The sequence below is a fragment of the Pseudomonas sp. MTM4 genome, from assembly GCF_019355055.1.
In the GTDB taxonomy this organism is placed as follows: Bacteria; Pseudomonadota; Gammaproteobacteria; order Pseudomonadales; family Pseudomonadaceae; genus Stutzerimonas.
This window is the reverse complement of record NZ_CP048411.1, coordinates 1028172-1048391: the sequence shown is the minus strand read 5'-3', so window position 1 is coordinate 1048391 and position 20220 is coordinate 1028172. Positions and strand designations below refer to the sequence as shown.

General features: G+C 60.5%; 18 protein-coding genes and 1 pseudogene. 8 read left to right on the top strand and 11 right to left on the bottom strand.

Annotation, left to right across the window (positions count from 1 at the left end; translation table 11 throughout):
* Positions 1 to 101 precede the first annotated feature (101 nt).
* Positions 102 to 1166: pseudogene (locus GYM54_RS21950) on the top strand (methyl-accepting chemotaxis protein); the annotation flags it as partial.
* The gene (locus tag GYM54_RS21945; RefSeq protein ID WP_371924094.1) at positions 1158 to 2021 is read left to right on the top strand and encodes a methyl-accepting chemotaxis protein; all 864 of its coding nucleotides are present in this window, start codon (positions 1158 to 1160) and stop codon (positions 2019 to 2021) included. The pseudogene GYM54_RS21950 and the gene GYM54_RS21945, both read left to right, overlap by 9 nt.
* 140 nt (positions 2022 to 2161) lie before the next feature.
* Here GYM54_RS21945 and GYM54_RS04650 read toward each other — a convergent pair whose 3' ends face one another.
* Complete coding sequence (locus GYM54_RS04650) at positions 2162 to 3292, bottom strand: SMP-30/gluconolactonase/LRE family protein (protein WP_197445175.1); 1131 nt, start codon at positions 3290 to 3292, stop codon at positions 2162 to 2164.
* 406 nt (positions 3293 to 3698) lie between these two features.
* Between GYM54_RS04650 and GYM54_RS04645 the strand changes: the two genes are divergently transcribed.
* The 4 genes from GYM54_RS04645 (at position 3699) to GYM54_RS04630 (ending at position 7567) form a co-directional block, all read left to right on the top strand.
* A complete protein-coding gene (locus GYM54_RS04645) occupies positions 3699 to 6059 on the top strand; it encodes a DNA polymerase II (RefSeq protein ID WP_197445174.1) in 2361 nt (786 codons plus the stop codon).
* A gap of 126 nt (positions 6060 to 6185) precedes the next feature.
* Complete coding sequence (locus tag GYM54_RS04640) at positions 6186 to 6587, top strand: MbcA/ParS/Xre antitoxin family protein (RefSeq protein ID WP_197445173.1); 402 nt, start codon at positions 6186 to 6188, stop codon at positions 6585 to 6587.
* A complete protein-coding gene (locus tag GYM54_RS04635; protein ID WP_197445172.1) occupies positions 6587 to 7267 on the top strand; it encodes an RES family NAD+ phosphorylase in 681 nt (226 codons plus the stop codon). Before GYM54_RS04640 ends, GYM54_RS04635 begins: the two co-directional genes overlap by 1 nt.
* Before the next feature lie 90 nt (positions 7268 to 7357).
* Positions 7358 to 7567 (top strand): DUF3079 domain-containing protein, encoded by a 210-nt coding sequence (locus GYM54_RS04630; RefSeq protein WP_131651633.1) that lies wholly within the window; start codon positions 7358 to 7360, stop codon positions 7565 to 7567.
* 34 nt (positions 7568 to 7601) lie between these two features.
* Here the strand turns inward: GYM54_RS04630 and GYM54_RS04625 are convergent, their stop codons facing one another.
* Genes GYM54_RS04625 through GYM54_RS04600 form a run of 6 tightly spaced genes read right to left on the bottom strand, consistent with a single transcriptional unit; the run spans position 7602 to position 13042 of the window.
* Positions 7602 to 9566, bottom strand: a complete 1965-nt coding sequence (locus GYM54_RS04625) for a response regulator (protein WP_197445171.1) — start codon at positions 9564 to 9566, stop codon at positions 7602 to 7604.
* Complete coding sequence (locus GYM54_RS04620; protein ID WP_219853161.1) at positions 9556 to 10386, bottom strand: sensor histidine kinase KdpD; 831 nt, start codon at positions 10384 to 10386, stop codon at positions 9556 to 9558. The genes GYM54_RS04625 and GYM54_RS04620 overlap by 11 nt, the downstream gene beginning before the upstream one ends.
* A gap of 34 nt (positions 10387 to 10420) precedes the next feature.
* Positions 10421 to 11431: an ATP-binding protein gene (locus tag GYM54_RS04615; RefSeq protein WP_181104437.1), complete on the bottom strand. Its 1011-nt coding sequence runs from the start codon at positions 11429 to 11431 to the stop codon at positions 10421 to 10423.
* On the bottom strand, positions 11428 to 11832 hold the full coding sequence (locus tag GYM54_RS04610) for an anti-sigma regulatory factor (protein WP_181104298.1): 405 nt from the start codon (positions 11830 to 11832) through the stop codon (positions 11428 to 11430). Before GYM54_RS04610 ends, GYM54_RS04615 begins: the two co-directional genes overlap by 4 nt.
* A complete protein-coding gene (locus tag GYM54_RS04605; RefSeq protein WP_131651629.1) occupies positions 11829 to 12191 on the bottom strand; it encodes an STAS domain-containing protein in 363 nt (120 codons plus the stop codon). The genes GYM54_RS04610 and GYM54_RS04605 overlap by 4 nt, the downstream gene beginning before the upstream one ends.
* A complete protein-coding gene (locus GYM54_RS04600; protein ID WP_181104295.1) occupies positions 12191 to 13042 on the bottom strand; it encodes an STAS domain-containing protein in 852 nt (283 codons plus the stop codon). Before GYM54_RS04600 ends, GYM54_RS04605 begins: the two co-directional genes overlap by 1 nt.
* A 456-nt stretch (positions 13043 to 13498) precedes the next feature.
* On the opposite strand from GYM54_RS04600, the gene GYM54_RS04595 reads away from it, so the two are divergent.
* Entirely contained in the window at positions 13499 to 15619 is a 2121-nt protein-coding gene (locus GYM54_RS04595; protein ID WP_197445170.1) for a bifunctional diguanylate cyclase/phosphodiesterase, read from the top strand.
* Between the two features lie 5 nt (positions 15620 to 15624).
* Here the strand turns inward: GYM54_RS04595 and GYM54_RS04590 are convergent, their stop codons facing one another.
* Both GYM54_RS04590 and GYM54_RS04585 read right to left on the bottom strand, forming a co-directional pair.
* Positions 15625 to 16302 carry a TIGR04211 family SH3 domain-containing protein gene (locus GYM54_RS04590; RefSeq protein ID WP_197445169.1) on the bottom strand — a complete coding sequence of 226 codons (678 nt, stop codon included), beginning with the start codon at positions 16300 to 16302 and terminating at the stop codon, positions 15625 to 15627.
* A 302-nt stretch (positions 16303 to 16604) separates the two neighbouring features.
* A complete protein-coding gene (locus GYM54_RS04585) occupies positions 16605 to 16913 on the bottom strand; it encodes a hypothetical protein (RefSeq protein ID WP_197445168.1) in 309 nt (102 codons plus the stop codon).
* A 304-nt stretch (positions 16914 to 17217) separates the two neighbouring features.
* On the opposite strand from GYM54_RS04585, the gene GYM54_RS04580 reads away from it, so the two are divergent.
* Complete coding sequence (locus tag GYM54_RS04580) at positions 17218 to 17544, top strand: hypothetical protein (RefSeq protein ID WP_131651624.1); 327 nt, start codon at positions 17218 to 17220, stop codon at positions 17542 to 17544.
* A gap of 31 nt (positions 17545 to 17575) precedes the next feature.
* On the opposite strand, the gene GYM54_RS04575 is transcribed toward GYM54_RS04580, so the two are convergent.
* Positions 17576 to 19297, bottom strand: coding sequence for a bifunctional protein-serine/threonine kinase/phosphatase (locus GYM54_RS04575; RefSeq protein ID WP_197445167.1), 1722 nt, complete (start codon positions 19295 to 19297; stop codon positions 17576 to 17578).
* Positions 19298 to 19340: 43 nt separating this feature from the next.
* Positions 19341 to 20153, bottom strand: coding sequence for a formate/nitrite transporter family protein (locus GYM54_RS04570; RefSeq protein ID WP_197445166.1), 813 nt, complete (start codon positions 20151 to 20153; stop codon positions 19341 to 19343).
* Between the last annotated feature and the right edge of the window lie 67 nt (positions 20154 to 20220).

Below are 20220 nucleotides of genomic sequence, written 5' to 3'. Positions count from 1 at the left end.
TGGGCGCCGATACGGTGCGCGCGGGACCCAGGCTGGCCGCAAATAAAAACAATCATTCAACCTGAAAGACCCTGAATCGAATTTTTGAATGGACGTTTTTAATGAACAGCTGGTTTGGCAACATCGCGATCAACAAGAAGTTGGGGCTGGGCTTTGGCTCGGTGCTGATATTGACTCTGGTATTGGCCTGGAACGGTTGGGGTAGCCTTGGCAGCGTCATCCAGCGCAGCGGATGGATGACGGAAATATCCGCCTTGAATGACACGCTTACCGGGCTGCGGATTGCCCGGCTGCAGTTCATGCTGGCCAACGGCGATCAGGTTTCTACCGAGCGCCTTGACGACAAGCTCGAGATCTATCTGGCTCAGCAGTCGAAGCTCCTCGGCACCTTCAAGAACCCCATCAATGTGGAGATGCTCAAAGAGCAGAGCGGGTTCAACGACGACTATCAGCGTTCGCTCGACAAGATGCGCAAGGCCTACGTCGAAGCGAACGCCGCGCAAGGGGCGGTCAACGCCGCGGTGGGCGTTCTGGAAGAGCGGACGGGCGCGATCTATCAGCGAGTGATCGGCCTGTCGGACTATGACAGTTCCCGTTTTGCGCAACTGCAAGGCATCGCGCGGATAAGAGAAGAGCTGAAGCAGGTACGGTACTTATTCAGTGCCTATACCGCCAAGCCTACCGCCCAGAATGGCGATGCCATGATCGCTCAGCTGGATGCCGCGCAGTCTGCCCTGACTCAGTATGAACGGACGTTGGATGGCAGTGCGAATGATCTGAATGTGATCGAAACGACGCTCGGGCAGTACCGCTCGGCCCTGCTGAATTTCCGAACTGCGACCGACACGATTGCCGTTGCACGCCAGGAAATGACCGACGTCCAGGCCGAAATCGTCAGAATCAGCGACGCCTTGTACCAGTTTCAGCTGGATCGGCTAGACATCGAAAGCGGCGACGCGCGCACTCGCCTGATCGTCAGCACTCTGCTCGCGCTCCTGTTGGGCATCCTGGCGGCATGGGTGATCACGCGCCAGATCACACGTCCGTTGCAAGACACATTGAGAGACGTCGAACGTATTGCTGCGGGTGACTTGTCTGCGAGCGCGCCAGTGACGCGTCGTGATGAGATGGGCACCCTGCAAAAAGGTATTCAGCAAATGGGTTCGACGCTACGAGACCTCATCGGCGGGATCCGCGATGGCGTGACCCAGATCAGCAGCGCTGCCGAGGAGTTGTCTGCGGTTACCGAGCAGACCAGCGCCGGGGTGAACAGCCAGAAAATCGAGACCGACCAGGTCGCCACCGCCATGCATGAGATGTCGGCGACGGTTCACGATGTCGCACGCAATGCAGAGCAGGCAGCGTTTGCCGCGACAGAGGCCGACCAGGAAGCGCGAGCGGGTGATCAGGTGGTCTCGGAGGTTGTCACGCAGATCGAACGCCTGGCCGCCGAAGTGATTCGCTCTACCGAGGCGATGGCGGTTCTGCAAGGAGAAAGCGACAAGATCGGAAGTGTCATGGGTGTGATCAGGGCGGTTGCGGAACAGACCAACCTCTTGGCGTTGAATGCCGCAATCGAGGCGGCCAGGGCCGGCGAGGCGGGGCGTGGTTTTGCGGTGGTCGCTGACGAAGTGCGCGGCCTTGCACAGCGCACGCAAAAATCCACCGAGGAAATCGAAGGGCTGGTGGCTGGCTTGCAGAACGGCACCAAGCAGGTCGCGACGATCATGCTGAGCAGCCGTGAGCTGACGGACAGCAGCGTGGCTCTTACTCGCAGGGCTGGCGAGTCGCTGGAGAACATCACGCGCACCGTTTCGAACATTCAATCGATGAACCAACAGATCGCCGCAGCCGCCGAGCAGCAGAGCGCCGTGGCTGAGGAAATCAGCCGCAGCGTCTTGAATGTTCGAGACGTTTCCGAGCAAACCGCAGCGGCGAGTCACGAAACCGCAGCGTCTAGCGTGGAGCTGGCCCGCTTGGGTAATCACCTGCAAATGATGGTGAGCCGGTTCAGGATGTGACATCCGGCATCGGGCTGTTGCTCTCTATGAATTCTCGAAGGAGGGCGGCGATTCTGGGTTCAGCAAGAGCCTTGTGACATAACGAACAGCCCGAGCCGACAGGGTGGCTTTGCAGGCGCCACCCTGTCATTTTCGTCCTCTCAGGGCCTGGCCCCAGATATGCGCATGCCGAACGTAGCGTCTCGTGTATTGACGTACAGCGCGTAGATCGAATGGCTGCTCGCCATGAATAACCGATTGCCCTTGCTACCGCCGAAACAGAGATTGGCGCAGCGTTCGGGCAGCCTGATCTTGCCGATTGCGGTGCCCTGCGGATTGAAGATCATCACGCCGTCTAGCTCGGCGGTTTTCGCTTCAGGTGAGCCAGAACTGCCCCAGCCGCACCAGAGATTGCCATCCTCGTCGCATTTGATGCCGTCGAGCGCGCCGTGGATGGGGGCCTCGATGTGCTTGCGGCGCTCGCCTAAGGTGCCGTCATCGTTGACCGAGTAAGCCCAGACGAGACGATTGGGCTTCGCACGGCCTTCGACCACGTAGAGTTCCTTCTCGTCAGGCGAGAAGCAAATGCCGTTGGGGCCGGCAATCGAATCGATTACTCGGGTCACTGCACCGGTTTTTCCATCGATGCGGTAAACCGCGTCCGGCAGTTCGGTCTCGATCTTGTGCCCCTCGTAGTAATTGGCGGTCTGGAAGGGCGGATCGGTGAACCAGATCGAGCCGTCCCGTTTGATCGTCAGATCGTTGGGCGAATTGAAGCGCTTACCCTCGAAGTTGTCGGCTAGCACCGTAATGCTGCCATCCGGTTCGGTGCGGGTGACTCGGCGGCCCTGACCGTTGGTGGTCGAGCCTTCACAGACCAGTAGCCGACCCTGCAGATCGCGGTTCAGGCCGTTGGAGTGGTTCGAGGTCTCGCGATAGGCATCGAACGAGCCCGTGATTTCGTCCCAGCGCATGATGCGGTTCCCTGGAATATCGCTGACCAGCAGGTAGCGACCATCACCGACCCAGACCGGGCCTTCCGCCCAGCGCATACCAGTGGCGAGCTGCTCGACGCTGGCGTTGAACAGTCTGTATTTGGCAAAGCTTTCATCGAGGATCTCAACCAGCTCGTCTGGGTAACGCTGGGTCAGTGGCTGCGCAACCGCGAGTCGGGACAGGCCCAGACCGCCCATGGAGGCCACACCCGCCGACACCATCAGCGAGTTCTTTAGAAATGCACGGCGCGCGTTGCGCTGATCATCGGTAACGGAGTCATCGTTCGTAGTTGTCATGGCGGTGCGTCCTAACGTGAATGTCTTTTTATGGGCGAAGCAGCCCATACCCGCGAAATACAGATTGCGCGGATCGGGCGAACAGCGAGTTGCTAGCGGTTCAGACGAGGTGGGCTGTGTGCGTAGAGAAACTGAGACAGGAGCGTTTCCGGTTTCGGCATTAACGAAGGGGACATGGTGGATCCATTGTTATTGTTTGGCTTGAGTCATCGTACAACTTGGATGAGTATTGTTACCTTTTTAAGGTTGTCAAAGTAGAGACGCACTAAATAGCGGTTTCTAGCAGCCCTGCTTACCGAATGCCTACCCCTGTCATCGTATGACTTTCTCGGCTGCCGTTCCTCGCGCCTGTCCAGGCAATGCCACGTAGAATGAGCGCTTACGAGATAAATGGGGATGGCAAACGGTGGATTCACAGCAGGGCTTCGTCCTGACCCGGCACTGGCGCGACACGGCGGCCGGGACCGAGGTGGAGTTCTGGCTGGCGACCGATACGGGGCCGCGTCGGCTCCGCGTGCCGTATCAGCCTTCGGTTGCGTTCATTCCGGCGGCGCAACAGCGCAAGGTCGAACTGCTGCTCAAGGGCGAACGCGACGTCGAGCTGCGGCCGTTGAATCTGACCGATTTCCGTCATCGTCCGGTGCTCGGGTTCTATTGCAAGCAGCATCGGCAGCTGATGAATCTCGACAAGCGCCTGCGCGCAGCGGGCCTCGACGTCTACGAAGGTGATATCCGCCCGCCGGAGCGCTATCTGATGGAGCGCTTCATCACCGCGCCGGTCAGCTTCGTCGGCCAGCTGGACGCCGAGGGCATGCTGGTCGATGCGCAGCTCAAGCCCGCACCGGACTACCGGCCGCAGCTGAGGCTGGTCTCGCTGGACATCGAAACCACCATGCGTGGCGAGCTGTATTCCATTGCGGTGGAAGGCTGCGGGCAGCGTCAGGTCTATATGCTCGGGCCGGCCAACGGTGACGCCAGTACGGTGGATTTCCAGCTGGAATACTGCGACAGCCGCAAGCAACTGATCGAGCGGCTGAACGACTGGATGGCGTTGCATGATCCGGATGCGATCATCGGCTGGAACCTGGTGCAGTTCGATCTGCGGGTGCTGCGCGAACAGGCTCAGCGTTATCAGGTGCCGCTGCGGCTGGGGCGTGGCGGCGAAGAGATGGCTTGGCGCGAGCATGGCAGCCGCAACAATCATTTCTTCGCGGCGGCGGCGGGGCGGTTGATCATCGACGGCATCGAGGCGCTGCGCTCGGCAACCTGGAGCTTCCCCTCGTTCAGCCTGGAAAACGTCGCGCAGACGCTGCTCGGCGAAGGCAAGGCGATCGACACGCCATACCAGCGCATGGATGAAATCAACCGCATGTTCGCCGAGGACAAGCCGGCGCTTGCGCGCTACAACCTCAAGGACTGCGAGCTGGTCACGCGAATCTTCCACGAGACCGAAGTGCTGGCCTTCCTGCTCGAACGCGCCACGGTCACCGGTCTGCCGGCTGATCGCAGCGGTGGCTCTGTGGCCGCGTTCGAACATCTCTACATTCCGCTGATGCACCGCCAGGGCTTCGTCGCGCCCAATCTCGGCGAGCGCCCGCCCGAAGCCAGCCCCGGCGGTTTCGTGATGAATTCGCAACCGGGCCTGTACGAATCGGTGCTGGTGTTGGATTACAAGAGCCTTTACCCGTCGATCATTCGCACTTTTCTCATCGACCCGGTGGGACTGGTCGAAGGCATGCGGCACGAGGGTGACGATTCGGTGCCGGGCTTTCGCGGGGCGCGTTTTTCTCGAACGCGGCATTGCCTGCCGGCCATCGTCGAGCGTATCTGGGAAGGGCGCGAAGCGGCCAAGCGCGAGGGCAACAAGCCGCTGTCGCAAGCGCTGAAGATCATCATGAACGCCTTCTACGGCGTGCTCGGTTCCAGTGGTTGCCGCTTCTTCGATCCACGCCTGGCTTCGTCCATCACCTTGCGCGGGCACGAGATCATGCGCCGCACCCGCGAGCTGATCGAGGCCGAGGGCTACAGCGTGATCTACGGCGATACCGACTCCACCTTCGTCTGGCTCAAGCGCGCCCACGACGACGAGGACGCGGCACGCATTGGCAAGCGCCTGGTGCAGCGGATCAACGCCTGGTGGCGTGACCATCTGCAACAAGAGTACGGCCTGCAAAGCGCCCTGGAATTGCAGTACGAGAGCCACTTCAAGCGCTTCCTGATGCCCACCATTCGCGGTGCGGAGGAGGGCAGCAAGAAGCGCTACGCCGGGCTGGTCACGCGCCCCGATGGCAGCGATGGGCTGGTCTTCAAAGGACTGGAAACGGTACGCACCGACTGGTCGCCGCTGGCCCAGCAATTCCAGCAGGAGCTGTACCGGCGCATCTTCAACCGCGAGCCGTACCAGGACTACGTGCGCGACTATGTCCAACGCACGCTTGCTGGAGAGCTGGACGAGTTGCTGATCTTCCGCAAGCGATTGCGCAGACGGCTGGATGATTACGATCGCAACGTACCGCCACACGTGCGGGCTGCGCGGATCGCCGATGACTACAACCTGCAGCAGGGCCGCCAGCGGCAATACCAGAACGGCGGCTGGATCCAGTACCTGATCACCGTGGCCGGGCCGGAGCCGCTCGAAGTGCGGCGCGCGCCGATCGACTACGACCATTACGTGACCCGCCAGCTGCTGCCGATTGCCGATGCGATCCTGCCGTTCGTGGGTGACAGCTTCTCAGCGCTGATTGACGACCAGCTCGGATTGTTCTGAGTTGCGCTCTATCGTGATCAAAGCAAGCCAGTTTTATGGTCAGTTATACATATATGTATTTAATAGTTGAAATAATACATATGCGTAGTAATCTGTTGGCTATGCGATAACCAGGCAGAAGTAACGATGAAAACCGAACAGGCAATCAGCAAGCCGGACATCCATTCACCCGATGCGGGGCGAGTTGCGCTGACGTTCTTCTTCAACCTCATGCAACTGTGGGAGTGCAGCGCCGAGCAACAGCGTGTTCTGCTCGGTTCAGTGGGCAATACCACCTATTTCAAGTACAAGAAGCTTCCCGAAGTTCGTTTACCGCGCGATACGCTGGAGCGGATTTCCTATCTGATGGGCATCCACAAGGCGCTACGGATCATCTTCAGCAATCAGGCGGAGCGCGCGTACGAATGGGTGCACAAACCCAATGACGCCGCGCCGTTCAATGGCATGAGCGCGCTCGATTACATGCTCGGTGGGCAAGTGGTCGATCTGGCGGACGTACGTCGTTATCTCGACGGGGTTCGCGGCTGATGGCATGGCAGGAGGTTCTGCCGGCCTGGCGGCGGGCGTATCGCATCATCAATAGCTCGTTTCCGCCGTTGACGGTGTTCGAAGACACGCTCACCCCGGAGGATCTGGAGATCGCTTTTGCGCTTGAAGCCATGACCAACGACCGTTTGCGCGAAGAGGCGGGGCTATTGCAGCGCGTGGCGCCCGGTGACCGAGTCAGCGGGCCCGGCTCGACGCCGGTGATGGCAGCCTTTACCCATATCGGCAATGCCAGTCGGTTCAGCGATGGCAGTTACGGTGTCTATTACTGCGCCAGTTCCATCGATGCGGCTATCGCCGAAACCAAGTTCCATCTGGAACGTTTCCTGGCAGCCACGCGTGAGGCGAATGTGGAAATCACCATGCGCGCGTACGTGAACAAGATCGTCAAGCCGGTGATCGACATACGCGACATGCCTGAGTTGCATCAGCCCGATCCGGCCGCCTATGGCAACAGCCAGGCATTCGCCCGCGAACACCGTGACGGCAAGGCCTGGGGCCTGCTTTACCGAAGCGTGCGGTTGGACGGGCATGAGTGCGTGGCTGCATTTCGCCCGCAAACGGTCTCGCTGCCGGTGCAAGGCCCGCATTTTCGCTACGTGTGGGATACGCGTGCCGGCGCGATCACCCACATTCTGCAGATCAGCGAGGTACTGGTTTGAGCCTCAGCGGGGCGTTGTTGATCATAATCAAGTCCGCGCGGGGAATGGCCGAGTAGCCTGAGCGCTCAGCTAGCGCACAGAGGCCCGAACATGGCCAAGAAATTCCCGATGAATCCTCCACACCCCGAACGCATCTGTTGGGGCTGCGATCGCTATTGTCCGGCCGACTCGCTCGCCTGCGGCAACGGTGCCGGTCGTACCCAGCACCCGGCGGAAATGATGGGGGACGATTGGTACCTGTACGGCGATTGGGGTTTCGATCTGATCGCGACCGACAAACCGGACGAAAAGGCGGGTTGAGCGACCGAGCGAGTCGTGTCTGGTTTGTGTCGGTCTAGTTACGATTGAGCCGATTCGCCGAGGCCGTATCGAGCACTCGACGCACCTTGGCAAGTAGCTCGCTGATTTGAAACGGCTTGACCACCATATCCATACCTTCGGCCAGAAAGCGGTCGCGACGCACCGCATTTTCCGCATAACCGGTCATGAACAGCACTGGCAGGGCGGGACGATGGGTCCGCGCGACATCGGCTAGCTCGCGCCCCGAGAGCTGTGGAAGGCCCACATCCGTCAGCAGCAGGTCGACGCTTGGATCGTCCTGCAGCACCGATAATGCCGTCGCGACATCTCCCGCCTCGCTGCACCGATAGCCCGCTTCGCTGAGCATCTCGAGTACCAGCATGCGCACCGCCGGCATGTCTTCGACGATCAGCACATGCTCGCTGTTGCCCTTTGGCGTGTCGCCGATGGGGGCGGCGGTGTGGCCGATGTCAGTAGCTGCGGGCAATACCAGCGTCACTTCGGTGCCCTGGCCAACGACACTGTCGATCCGCGCCTCGCCACCTGACTGACGGGCGAAGCCATATATCGAAGACAGGCCCAGGCCGGTGCCCTGGCCGAGCGGCTTGGTCGTGAAGAAGGGGTCGAATACCTTGCCGATGACCTTTGCGGGGATCCCGGCGCCATCGTCCTTCACGCTCAGCGCGACGTAATTACCATCGGCAAGTTCGGTATTGCCTGTGGATCGCATGGATGCCGTACGGATGACGATATGGCCGCCGTCAGGCAATGCGTCCCGTGCGTTGATGACCAGATTCAGCACAGCGCTTTCCAGCTGATTGGCATCCACCTGTGCGATCGCTCCTTCCTCGCAGAGGTCTAGCTTCAGCTCGATGCGCTCGCCGATGGTGCGCTGCAGCAGCTCTTCGAGGGAGCGAATCTGATCGTTGATATTGGCGGGGCGGGCGTCCAGCGGTTGTTGGCGGGCAAAAGCCAATAGCCGATTGGTCATCGAGGCGGCGCTGCGTGCGGAGCTCAAGGCGGTGTCGGCGAAGCGCAATACCGCGTCGCTGCGGCCTTCCTGAAATCGCTGTTTGAGCAACTCGATGCCGGTGATGATGCCGGTCAGCAAGTTGTTGAAGTCATGTGCGATGCCTCCGGTCAGCTTGCCCAGAGCGTCCATCTTCTGTGCTTGCATCAGCTGCGCTTCGGTGCGCACACGTTCGGCCACCTCGCGTGCGAGTTCGCTGTTCACGCTGTCGATCTGTTGCAGTTGCGAGCGTTCGCGTTGGCGTTGCTCGGTGACGTCCTCGACGAACACGAGGCCAAGGTCAACGGCGCGATAGGGCGAAACCTGCCATTTGGTTTCACGCAGCTGACCGGCAACGTGCATGTTCAGCGTGCCCTGCCAGCGAGCACCGCTGGCCAAGCTTTGACGAAGCTGCTGCAGCTTGTCTTCCTGGTTATCGGCAAGGCGGGCGAGCAATGCCGAAGCACCGTCACGATCCCCCAGCAGCAGTTCGAATGCCGGGTTGCATTCATGGATCTGCAGCTGCGCATCGATCACGACAATCGGTGCGGCCACGCTGGTAAAGATTTCACGAAAGCGCGCTTCGCTTTCACGCAGCGCATGCTCGGTGTCACGGACGCGCAATAGCGTGCGCAGCGTGGCGAGCAACACGTCCGGGTCGACCGGATGAATGAGGTAGGCATCCGCACCGGCATCGAGCCCGGTGATGATGTCTCCGGTCTGGATCGACGCGGCAGATACGTGAACCACGGGCAGCAACTGGGTGCGCTCGTCGGCACGCAACTGCCGGACGATATCGAAACCGCTCATATCGGGCAGGTTCACGTCGAGAATCAGCGCATCGATTGCTTGCTCGGCGATGAGTGTCAGGCCTTCGTCGCCGGTTCCGGCTTCGAACACGTCATAGCCGTGCCGCTCCATCACCCGACGTATCGCGTAGCGCGTCGCGGCGTTGTCATCGACTACCAACAGTTTGCACTTACGCTCCATCAACCGGCTCCGTGGTAATAGATAGTGGAATGATGACGAAGAAGGTGGAGCCGACACCCGGTGTGCTTTCCACTCCGACTCGCCCACCGAGCAGTTCGGCGAACCGCTTGCACAGCGACAGTCCCAGACCGGTGCCGCGCAGACGCTTCTGCAGAGGCGTGTCGATCTGCACGAAATCTTCGAACAGGTTGCCGTGCAGGTCGTGCGGTATGCCGATACCGCTGTCGGTGACGGCGAAACAGACTTCGTGCTCGCCTTCGCGGCGTGCTGAAATGCGCACTTCTCCGCGCTGCGTGAACTTCAATGCGTTGGAAATGAAATTTCGCAGAATCTGCGCCAGCTTCTTGTCATCGGTATACAGCCGCGGGATGTCCTGTGGTTCTTCGAAGATCAGATCCACCGTCTCGGCGTCGACGATGGGGCGAAACATGCCGCGCAACGCGGCGAACAGATCGAGCATGTCGAACCACGCCGGCGAAATGCTGATTCGACCTGCCTCGATCTTCGCCAGATCGAGTAGATCGTCCACCATGTCGCTCAGCTCGGAGGCCGCACCGCTGATGAACAGGACTTGCTTGTGCTGCTCGCTGCTCAGCGGCCCGTCCAGCTCGTCGCTGAGCAAGCGCGTGATGCTGCGAATCGAACCCAGCGGAGTGCGAAACTCGTGGCTCATGTAGGACAGAAAGCGGCTTTTGAGATCGGAGGCCTGACGTAGCTGCTCGGCTTGAATGTCGAGTTCGGCATACAAAGCAAGAACGCCCTGATTGGTTTCGTCGAGCTCGGCGCGTAGCGACTCGTTCTCGCTGCGCAGCCGTTCCAGCTGGCTGAGGTCGGTATCGTTACCGCCGTTCGAATCAGTCACGCGTTGCCTCCAGAGCGATTACCAGAACGGTCGCATCGTCGCGTCCGCGACAATAATCACGGTGTAGTACCGTGGCAATGATGGCCGGGTGGCGGTGTGCCAGCCCCGGATAGTCGCGCAGATTCCAGCGAGATTGCAGGCCATCGCTATACATGATCAGCAGTTGAGCCCCCTCGACGGGATAGTCGAATGCGCGCGCTTTGCGAAACTGCGAACCGACTATTCCAGGATGCGAGGCCAAGCCCCGACTTTTTTCCGCGTTGAGCAGGCTGGCGCCAATGTTGCCAATCCCGGCGAAGCGCAATACCCCGAGGCGGGGGTCGAACAGCGCGACGGCTGCGGCGCCGCCGCGGGTTCCGTTCATTGCCTGATGCATATCGGCAATGCTGATTTCCGGCTCGGCGAAAGGCTCAGCGGCAAATACGCTGGCACCACATTTGCCGGCATGCTCCGCCTCTTCGCCGTGGCCGATGCCGTCGATCACCAACGCGCTGATTCGCTGTCCGTCGATAGCCACATGCCAGACGTCACCGCATGCGGGATCGTTATTTAATGAATGTTGGCTGACACCAAAGCGCACAGGCAGCGCTGCGACGCCGCGTCGGAATAGCTGTACGAGTACGACCGATCCTTTGTGATCCGAGTAGGCGTCGAAAACCTGCGCTTGGCGCATCAGCGCGCCCAGCCCTGTACCTTGCGTGCCGCCAGTGGAAAAGCCATCGGCCAGGCACTCGTTGAGTGAGAAGCCTGGCCCTCGATCCACCGCAACGATCTCGACACCACTTCCGTTTTCTGCCGTGATCGAGCGCAGGTGAAGGGCGCCCTGGCCGGCATGCTTGAGCAGGTTGGTGGCGAGCTCGGTAGTTGCCAGCGCGACACGTCCAGCATCGGTTTCATCGAAACCCAGGTCCGTGGCCAGGCGCTGCGCAACGCGGCGGGCATGGCCCACCTGGCTGCTGTCGTCGATGGGTAGCACCTGCGTCAGCGAGCCGGGGAGATTCATGCCCATCGGACGATACTGATTCGGGTACCGATGCCTGGAGTACTGTCGAGTTCGAACTCATCCACCAGCCGTTTCGCACCGGTCAATCCAAGACCGAGCCCACCGCCGGACGTCCAGCCATCGGTCATGGCCAGCTTGATGTCGGGTATTCCGGGGCCTTCGTCACGGAACGTCAGGCGAATACCGGTACGGGCGCTTTGCTCGATGATCTCCCAGTCCATATCGCCACCGCCGCCGTAGACAACGGTGTTACGGGCCAGCTCGCTGACTGCGGTTACCAGCTTGGTCTGATCGATCAGGCGCATGCCGCAATCCTGTGCGATCCGGCGGACCGCCTGACGCGCCAGTACCACATCCTGTTCGATGCGTACCGGCAGGCTGCCACTGGCGCGCACGGTCATTTATCGGCCATCCGTCTGTGCAGCAGTTGCATGCCTTTTTCGACATCCAGCGCCGTACTGACGCCCTGCAGGGTCAGGCCCAGTTCGACCAGCGTGATGGCGACGGCCGGCTGCATGCCGACCACGACGGTCTCGGCGTCCATGATGCTTGAGAGGCCGGAAATCGAGCTGATCATGCGGCCGATGAACGAGTCGACCATGTCCAATGCGGAAATATCGATCAATACGGCACGGGCCGAAGTCGCGCTGATGCGTTCGGCAAGGTCGTCCTGCAGGGTCATGGCCAGCTGGTCGTGCATGTCGACCTGAATGGTGACGAGCAGGAAGTCACCCATTCGCAGTATAGGGATGCGTTCCATCACACCGCCTTGGTTACAGTCAGGCCGGAGCGGCGCAAGGCCAATGCCAGTGCGTCGGCGAGGGATGCCTTGGTGACGATGCCCTGTAGATCGAGGCCGAGGTGAACGATGGTCTGAGCGATCTGCGGGCGCACGCCGCTGATGATGCAGTCAGCGCCCATCAGGCGGATGGCCGTGACGGTCTTGAGCAGATGTTGCGCCACCAGGGTATCGACGGTAGGCACGCCAGTGATGTCGATGATGGCGATTTCCGATCCGGTGTCGACGATGCGCTGCAGCAACGACTCCATCACGACCTGAGTCCGCTGCGAATCCAGCGTGCCGATCATGGGCAACGCCAGTACGCCATCCCATAGTTTGACGACCGGCGTTGAGAGTTCCAGCAGTTCTTCCTGCTGGCGCTTGATCACCGCCTCGCGGGACTTCTGGTAAGTGCGCACGGTATACAGACCGAGGTCGTCGATCAGTTCGGACAATGCCCAGAGCTGCTCGGCCAGCAGCGCCGGCTCGTCGGCGTATTCGCTCTGCAACAATGGCATCAGCGGGCGTTTGAGCGAAAAAATGAAGCCTGCGGTCTGCTGTGAATCGAAACCCAGCTGCACCCGGCTATGGGACAGTTTTTCCAGGTACTGACGCATCTCGTCCCAGCTGGCTGCCTTGACGTCACCCGACTCGGTTCTGCTGGCCCCAGCGATCAACAGGCGGATGAATTCTTCCGTTTGCTGGCGAAAATCTTCGGTTTTGATAGTGCGGTACAGGCCACTGGATTCCAGCTCGGCAGACCATTTGGTGAGCAGCTCTGACTGATTGCTGGCGATGACGTTGAACGTGCGTTGTTGCAATAGAGCCATTGGCGCTGCTTCCTGAGTAGACGCATGCTGGGGACGGCTGCGCATGCGGATATGATTCGAATGAATTGCTGACGTTCCGGCTGACGCGAGGAGTGTTGCCTCAGCGTTTGAACCGCAGCGATCCTGTTTGCCGGACCCTTCGAAACGCCGAATAGCCCGCATTTCGCCTCAAGTTGTGCACTGGGTCAAGGATTTTACACCCCTGATTCTGACTGGAAGGCTGGGTGTGGCTGCGCAAAACGCAAATATGGACTTGAGGGTTGTACCGAGGCCTATCAACTTGCCAGCGATGTCGATTGGCATAACGACCCACAGCAGCACGGCGTGCATTGGTCTGACCGGCGCTACCCGTTCGGCGGATATGTGTTGCCCGCTCTTCAGAAAACGTCTCAGCGAGCGATGAACTGGCATGTCGGTGAGGCCAGTGCAACGCAGCCCTTCGCAGGAACCCAAACCATGCTGGTTGGTAGCTATAACGAAATCCTGGTGTTCTTCTCGTTCCTCGTCGCTGTGCTTGCGTCCTACACCGCGCTCGACATGGCGGGGCGCGTTGCGACCGCTGAAGGTCGTGCGGCGCGCCTATGGTGGATCGGTGGCTCGTTTTCCATGGGGCTGGGCATCTGGTCGATGCACTTTGTCGGCATGCTGGCCTTCAGTTTGCCGATTCCGCTTGGCTACGACCCCTTGATCACCACGGCCTCGCTGGTCATCGCAATCGCGGCGTCTGCCTTGGCGCTCTGGCTGGTGTGCCAGCAGACGCTGCCCTGGCTGCGGCTCGCGCACGGCGCGGTTCTGATCGGCTGCGGTATCGCGGTCATGCACTACAGCGGCATGGCGGCGCTGCGAATGCAGCCGGGCATCGTGTATGACATGGGATGGTTGAGCGCTTCGGTGGCCGTCGCCATCCTGGCCTCGGCCGCTGCTCTCTGGCTCGCATTTCGCCTGCGCGCAAACGTTTTTCGCGTACGGTTATGGCGGGGCATCGCCGCAGTGATCATGGGGCTCGCGATCGCCGGCATGCATTACACCGGCATGGCTGCGGCGAGCTTTCCGGACGGGAGCTTCTGCGGCGCGTCCAATACCGGTCTGGATACCAACTGGCTGGCTCTGTTGGTGATCATGCTGACGCTGGCGGTCCTGGCAATCGCGCTGATCGTCTCGATACTGGACGGGCGCATGCAAAGCCGTACCTCGATGTTGGCCAGTTCGCTGGAAAAGGCCAACAGTGAGCTGATCCAGCTTGCCCTGCATGACAACCTGACCAGATTACCCAACCGTCTGTTGCTCGAAGATCGGCTAAGCCAGGCGCTCAAGGTCGCCCAGCGGGAGTCGTCCACCTTCGCCGTGATGTTCATGGACCTGGATGGCTTCAAGGCCGTGAACGACGCCTTCGGTCACCATATCGGCGATGAACTGCTGATGAGCGTTACCGAGCGGCTGCGCGCGTGCATTCGCGCCCAGGACACGCTGGCGCGGCTGGGTGGGGATGAGTTCGTGCTGCTGGCCGCCATCACCGGACCTGATGACGCCGCAACGCTGGCCGACAAGCTGGTGCAGTGCATCGATGAGCCCTTCGCGCTGTCCCGTTACCAGCTGCGGGTGTCGCTCAGCGTCGGCATTGCGGTGTACCCCAGCGATGGCGAAACCGAGCGCGACCTGCTGCTGCATGCCGATGCCGCCATGTATCACACCAAGAGTGCCGGCCGGAACGGCTACAGCTTCTTTGAAGCCTCGATGAACGCGAACGCGGCTGAGCAATTGCAACTGCTGCACGATCTGCGCATGGCTGAAGAGCGGAATGAGCTGCGCCTGCTTTACCAGCCGAAATTCGAAGTGCCGACCGGGGATGTGCAAGGCTTCGAGGCATTGCTGCGTTGGCAGCACCCGACGCGTGGCTTGCTCGCGCCCGACGTCTTTCTGCCGATGGCCGAGAAAACCGGCTTGATCATACCCATTGGAAAATGGGTGCTGGCCGAGGCGTGCCGCCAATTGCGCGAATGGCATCTTCAGGGGTTCAGCCATTGGAGTATCGCCGTCAACCTTTCAGCTGTGCAGTTCGAGCAACCGGGCCTGCTCGAGATGGTGGCCGAGGCGATCGACCGCCATTGCATCCCCGCTGCGAATCTGACCCTCGAAATCACTGAAACCGTAGCCATGCGAAACGCGGAAGCGACCATCGAAACCTTGAGGAGCCTCACCGATTTCGGCGTGAAAGCCTCCATCGATGACTTCGGTACGGGATATTCGAGTCTGCTTTATCTGAAGCGACTTCCAGCTAGCGAGCTGAAAATCGACCGTGCGTTCGTCAAGGAGATGAGCGTCGGTAACGAAGACTCAGTGATCGTCTCGGCGATCATTGCATTGGGTAAAGCGCTGGGCCTGGAAATTGTCGCGGAGGGCGTGGAAACGGCCGAACAGCGCGCGTTCCTCACCGAACTCGGTTGTGAAACGCTCCAGGGCTTTCTGCTCGATAGGCCAATGCCCGCCGCGCAAATTCTCGAGCGCATGATGCAGGCAGGGCCGGGTTGGTCATCGTCCGTGGCAGGCGTCACGAAGCGGATATCCGAACCCGGTTAGGTGGGCTAGAACCAACGGTCGTTGCGCTTGCGCCCGCGCGTCATGGCCGGAATGATCAACCCGGCCAGCAAGCCCGCGCCGGCGATGCTGCCGCCGTAAACCATGTAGCGCATCAGCACCTGATTGTTCTCGTCACCCAGCCGAGCCTGGGCGTCGCGCAGGTCCGACTCGGTAGCCGTGAGTGCTTCGTCGAGCGCTCTGCGGCGCGCTTCCAGCTCATCGATCAAGGCCTTGCGTGAGTCCAGGGTCTCTTGCATGCCTTGCACGCGGGCCTTCCAGTTGTCGTCGATTGTCTTCAATTCTTCACTGAGTTCGGCGACCTGCTGCTCGAGCTGCGGCAGACGCTCGGCCTGGCCGGGAATTTCTTGCAGATCACTGCTGCGGATCCAGACGCGATCGCCGTTCTCGCCGCGAACCTGGCTGTAGTCGCCCTGGGTATCGAGCAACTCGACTTTCTGCCCTGACGTAAGACTACCGACGATGCGATAGCCGTCGGTTGGGCCGCTGCGTACGTAGGTACTCAAGGTATCGCTGACCCAGCGATCGTTGGTCGCTTGCTGGGCTTGGGCCGGTGCGACGACGGCCAGCAGGGTGCCGAACACACCGACACGAACGACGCGGCTCTGAGTGGTCAACCAGGTGAAACGGGATAGAAGAGCGAGACGATGGCGAGATAAGGACATTGGCGGTCTTCGCGTTGAAAAATGAAGGCCCCGGTGAACGGGCCGAAAACAAACGACCCGGCGCTGGCGAGTTGACCAGCATGCCGGGATGGGCGAACAGCAGACGTACGGATGTGCCGATTGGGAGAATGTCTTATCCCAGGGGTTGGGCACGTGTCCCCCTGTAGGGCTGCAGACTGGACTGACAGCGGGACGCCTTGAGGGTTCATTAAATTTTCATCATTTCATGCAGTGCTTGGCGCGACCCGGCATGACGTTCGGCTCTGGCTTTAACCAAGCGGCGGGAAGGAGGCTGAACACCGTTATAGCCGCTCGACCGGATGCGCCTGGATCAACACCTGCTCCTGACGGAAGCGGGTTTCCAGCGAAGTTCGGTAGTCGCTCCACCAGGAGCGATTGAGTTCGGGCGTCAGCACTTCGTAAATGATCAGGTCGTCGCGCACGGCCGCGTTGTCATCCTCAAGCCACAACCCGTTGACTGGCGCGCGGGTGTGAGCGGTCAGGCCGCCGAACTGCTGCATGAGTTCGTCGCGCACCTCGGCGAACAGTGATTTAGGCAAGGCTTGCCCGTCATTGTCGTAAAGCGGGAGCAGTAGTTGGATCAGGTGCATGGGGCAGGTTCCAATGCGTAAGGGGATTTATCGTGTGCCGCCGGGACGGGATCGGGCCTCGCCGCCATTAGTGAGCGGAACGGACAAGCAGCCAGGCGCAAATCCAGCACTGTTCATCATCTGGCAGCCCATCGTGCGCGGACGTTCCGGCCAGGAGCCGAGCGGCAGTCGTCCTTAGAGGTTTGATGGCCTGGAATCGCCGTCAAATACCCTACCAGCGGCGCTGCGGTCTGATAGGCGGAGACGAATTCATCGACGCAGCCGGACTCCAAGCTAGACAAAATTCGCTGGAGGAGCCTGAAAAATGGAATCGTCTAACCCCTCGGTAACCGCCTTGCAACAGGCTCAGGACATCACATCGCGCTGGTCGGACGGGGAGTTGGGGGCCGAAGAAGCGCAGCAAGCCCTCAAGGCCGTGTTCGACAATTGGCAACCCGGCGTCCCTACGACCGAGGCCGAGCACGTTACGGAGGCGGCGCTGTCGGGCGCGCGGATCGCTTTTCAGGATTGGTTGCAGCGCGGCGAAAACTGCGAGGAGTTGGTCACCCAATTGCGCTGGATTCTCGACCCGTCGAAAGACGGCGTCACCGATCCTCAGCTCAACGTCTACGCGCCGCAGCGCTCCGAGTGAGGCATCGCAACGGGCCGAAAGTTTGCAGACCTCAACGCACCATCAGCACGACCACCGTAATGGCCAGCACTAGCGAAACGCTTTTCCAGAACAGCACCGGGTTGCGCTCCATCAGCGGCGGCCTGGCTTTGTTGAGAAAGGCCTGGTTGGGCTGGCGCAACTCGAACACGAACTCGGACAAGTCCTCGTAGCGCTTGTAAGGGTCAGGGTGCACTGCCTTGCGCAGTACATCATCGATCCACGCCGGTACCTCGCGGTCATGCTCGCGAATCGGGCTGTAGCTGAGCTTGTTCTGCGCCGCGCGGGTGCGACAGCGGGCGACCGCAGCGCCGTAGGGCAAATTGCCGGTGAGCATCTGATAAGTAATGACTGCCAGCGAAAACATATCCGAGCGGGGAGTGCCACTTTCGCCGAGGAAGTATTCCGGCGCGGTGTATTGAGCGGTGCCGAGCAGATCGCCGCGTTCGATGGGCGAAGCGATCTCCACGATGCCGGCGACACGGGTCGAGCCGAAGTCGATGATTTTCACCGTGCCGGTGGCGTCGATCATGATGTTCTCCGGCCGCAGGTCCTGATGCAGCATCTCCAGTCGGTGAAACGCGCGTAGCCCTTTGGCGATCTGCTCGACGATACCGCGAACCGTTTCCAGGTCCGGCCTGGGGTGGTCGATCATCCACTGGGTCAGCGTCTGGCCTTCGACGAACTCGGTCACGCTATAGAGAAAGTTGCGCTTGCGGGTCTGCAGGCATGGCTTGGCCACGTGGGCGCTCTCGATGCGCCGCGCGACCCATTCTTCGGTAAGAAAGCGTTCGAGGTATTGCACGTCCCGCTGCAGGTCGATCGATGGCGTCTTTATGATCACCGGCGTTTGGTTGTCGTCGTCGGTCGCCAGGTAAACATGACTGCGGCTGCTGGCGTGCACTTCGCGAACGATGGTGTAGCCGTCGAACGCAGCCCGTGCCTCGAGAATGGGCGGGAAGGGCAGTTCAGTGAGTTGCAGGTAGAGTTCGTCCGCCGCCCTGATCGGCAGCTCGTCGATACGCAGTATTTGAAGCGTGAGGTTGTCGTCGCTGCCCTGTTCCAATGCCTGGGCAACGATTTCCCGCGCGGCTGCATCGAGATCGTCCGGATTATCTGCGATGGCCTGAAGCATCGACGACGCGCTGACGAATTCGTAGACGCCGTCGGTTGCCAGGATAAAGGTATCGCCTACCTCGACCTGTTCGGCGCGATAGTCCAGATCCAGCTGTGGATGAATGCCCAGCGCCCGGCTCAGGTAGCTCTTGTCTTCCGTGACCCACATCCGATGATCGTTGGTCAGCTGCTCCAGCGCTTTGCCCTGGACGCGATAGATGCGTGAATCTCCGGCGTGGAAGAGATGTACGGTGGTCGACTTGATGACCATCGCGCTGAAGGTGCAGACGTAGCCGCGATCCTTGTCGTAACGGTACTGGCTCTGCTGGCTTTGCGCATGCAGCCAGGAGTTGGTCGCCATCAGTACGCGTTGCGCCGAGGTCTTTACCGTCCAGGCGTCGGAGGTGCAGAAATAGTCGGCAAAGAAGCCGGTGACCGCCGATTCGCTGGCGATATGACTGACGGCGCTGCTGCTGATGCCGTCGGCGAGCGCGATGGCGATGCCCTTGCTGCTCAGTTGGGGTTCTTTGGGAATGTAGACGCCGTGGAAATCCTGATTGCTTTCCTTGCGTCCCTTGTCGGTGTGTTGGCCCACCGAGACCTTGAGTCGACTGCCCATGAAATGCTGCGAACCTCGGACGTGTTGGGGTTCGCAGGGTTGCTCAGCGCAGCGCGCGCTTCGGCGCGGTCTTTACATGGGTGGTGTAGAGCGTCAGGCCAGTGAACGCCAAACCGCCCACCAGATTACCCAGCGCGGTGGGGATTTCATTCCAGATCATGTAATCCATGATCGAGAAGTCGCCGCCCATGATCATCGCCGACGGGAAGAGGAACATGTTCACCACCGAATGCTCGAAGCCCATGTAGAAGAAAAGCATCACCGGCATCCACATCGCGATGGCCTTGCCACCCACGGTGGTGGAAATCATCGCGCCCACCACGCCCATCGACACCATCCAGTTGCACAACATGCCGCGCAGGAAGATCGTCGCCCAGCCGGCCGCGCCGAACTCTGCATAGCCCAGGGTCCGTGCTTCCCCAATGTGAGAGATTTTTTCGCCGATCACGCCTGGATCGCTTGAAAAGCCGGTGGTGAAGACGAAGGCCATCATGAACGCCACGGTCAGCGCCCCAGCGAAGTTGCCGACGAATACCAGGCCCCAGTTACGCAGCACGCCGTTGACGGTGACGCCTGGGCGTTTGTCGAGCAGGGCCAGCGGTGCTAACACGAAGACGCCGGTCAGCAGGTCGAAGCCCATCAGGTAAAGCATGATGAAGCCGACAGGAAACATTACCGCGCCCAGCAGCGGTGAGCCGGTCTGGACGGTGACGGTCACGGCGAACACGGCGGCCAGCGCCAGGATCGCACCGGCCATAAATGCTCGGATCAAGGTGTCCCGCGTGGACATGAAAATCTTCGACTCGCCGGAGTCGACCATCTTGGTAACGAATTCCGAAGGAACGAGATAGGACATTTCTGATTCTCTGGTTGTGTTGGCAAAGCAGGTCTTGGCCTGCCGTTGGCGTATCGCTACTGGTTGT

Bases quoted from the DNA above. Each gene is read 5' to 3' on its own strand.
- GYM54_RS21945 (WP_371924094.1), top strand. From the start codon at position 1,158: ATGGGTTCGACGCTACGAGACCTCATCGGCGGGATCCGCGATGGCGTG.
- GYM54_RS04650 (WP_197445175.1), bottom strand. From the start codon at position 3,292: ATGACAACTACGAACGATGACTCCGTTACCGATGATCAGCGCAACGCG.
- GYM54_RS04640 (WP_197445173.1), top strand. From the start codon at position 6,186: ATGAAAACCGAACAGGCAATCAGCAAGCCGGACATCCATTCACCCGAT.
- GYM54_RS04635 (WP_197445172.1), top strand. From the start codon at position 6,587: ATGGCATGGCAGGAGGTTCTGCCGGCCTGGCGGCGGGCGTATCGCATC.
- GYM54_RS04630 (WP_131651633.1), top strand. From the start codon at position 7,358: ATGGCCAAGAAATTCCCGATGAATCCTCCACACCCCGAACGCATCTGT.
- GYM54_RS04625 (WP_197445171.1), bottom strand. From the start codon at position 9,566: ATGGAGCGTAAGTGCAAACTGTTGGTAGTCGATGACAACGCCGCGACG.
- GYM54_RS04615 (WP_181104437.1), bottom strand. From the start codon at position 11,431: ATGAATCTCCCCGGCTCGCTGACGCAGGTGCTACCCATCGACGACAGC.
- GYM54_RS04610 (WP_181104298.1), bottom strand. From the start codon at position 11,832: ATGACCGTGCGCGCCAGTGGCAGCCTGCCGGTACGCATCGAACAGGAT.
- GYM54_RS04605 (WP_131651629.1), bottom strand. From the start codon at position 12,191: ATGGAACGCATCCCTATACTGCGAATGGGTGACTTCCTGCTCGTCACC.
- GYM54_RS04600 (WP_181104295.1), bottom strand. From the start codon at position 13,042: ATGGCTCTATTGCAACAACGCACGTTCAACGTCATCGCCAGCAATCAG.
- GYM54_RS04595 (WP_197445170.1), top strand. From the start codon at position 13,499: ATGCTGGTTGGTAGCTATAACGAAATCCTGGTGTTCTTCTCGTTCCTC.
- GYM54_RS04590 (WP_197445169.1), bottom strand. From the start codon at position 16,302: ATGTCCTTATCTCGCCATCGTCTCGCTCTTCTATCCCGTTTCACCTGG.
- GYM54_RS04585 (WP_197445168.1), bottom strand. From the start codon at position 16,913: ATGCACCTGATCCAACTACTGCTCCCGCTTTACGACAATGACGGGCAA.
- GYM54_RS04580 (WP_131651624.1), top strand. From the start codon at position 17,218: ATGGAATCGTCTAACCCCTCGGTAACCGCCTTGCAACAGGCTCAGGAC.
- GYM54_RS04575 (WP_197445167.1), bottom strand. From the start codon at position 19,297: ATGGGCAGTCGACTCAAGGTCTCGGTGGGCCAACACACCGACAAGGGA.
- GYM54_RS04570 (WP_197445166.1), bottom strand. From the start codon at position 20,153: ATGTCCTATCTCGTTCCTTCGGAATTCGTTACCAAGATGGTCGACTCC.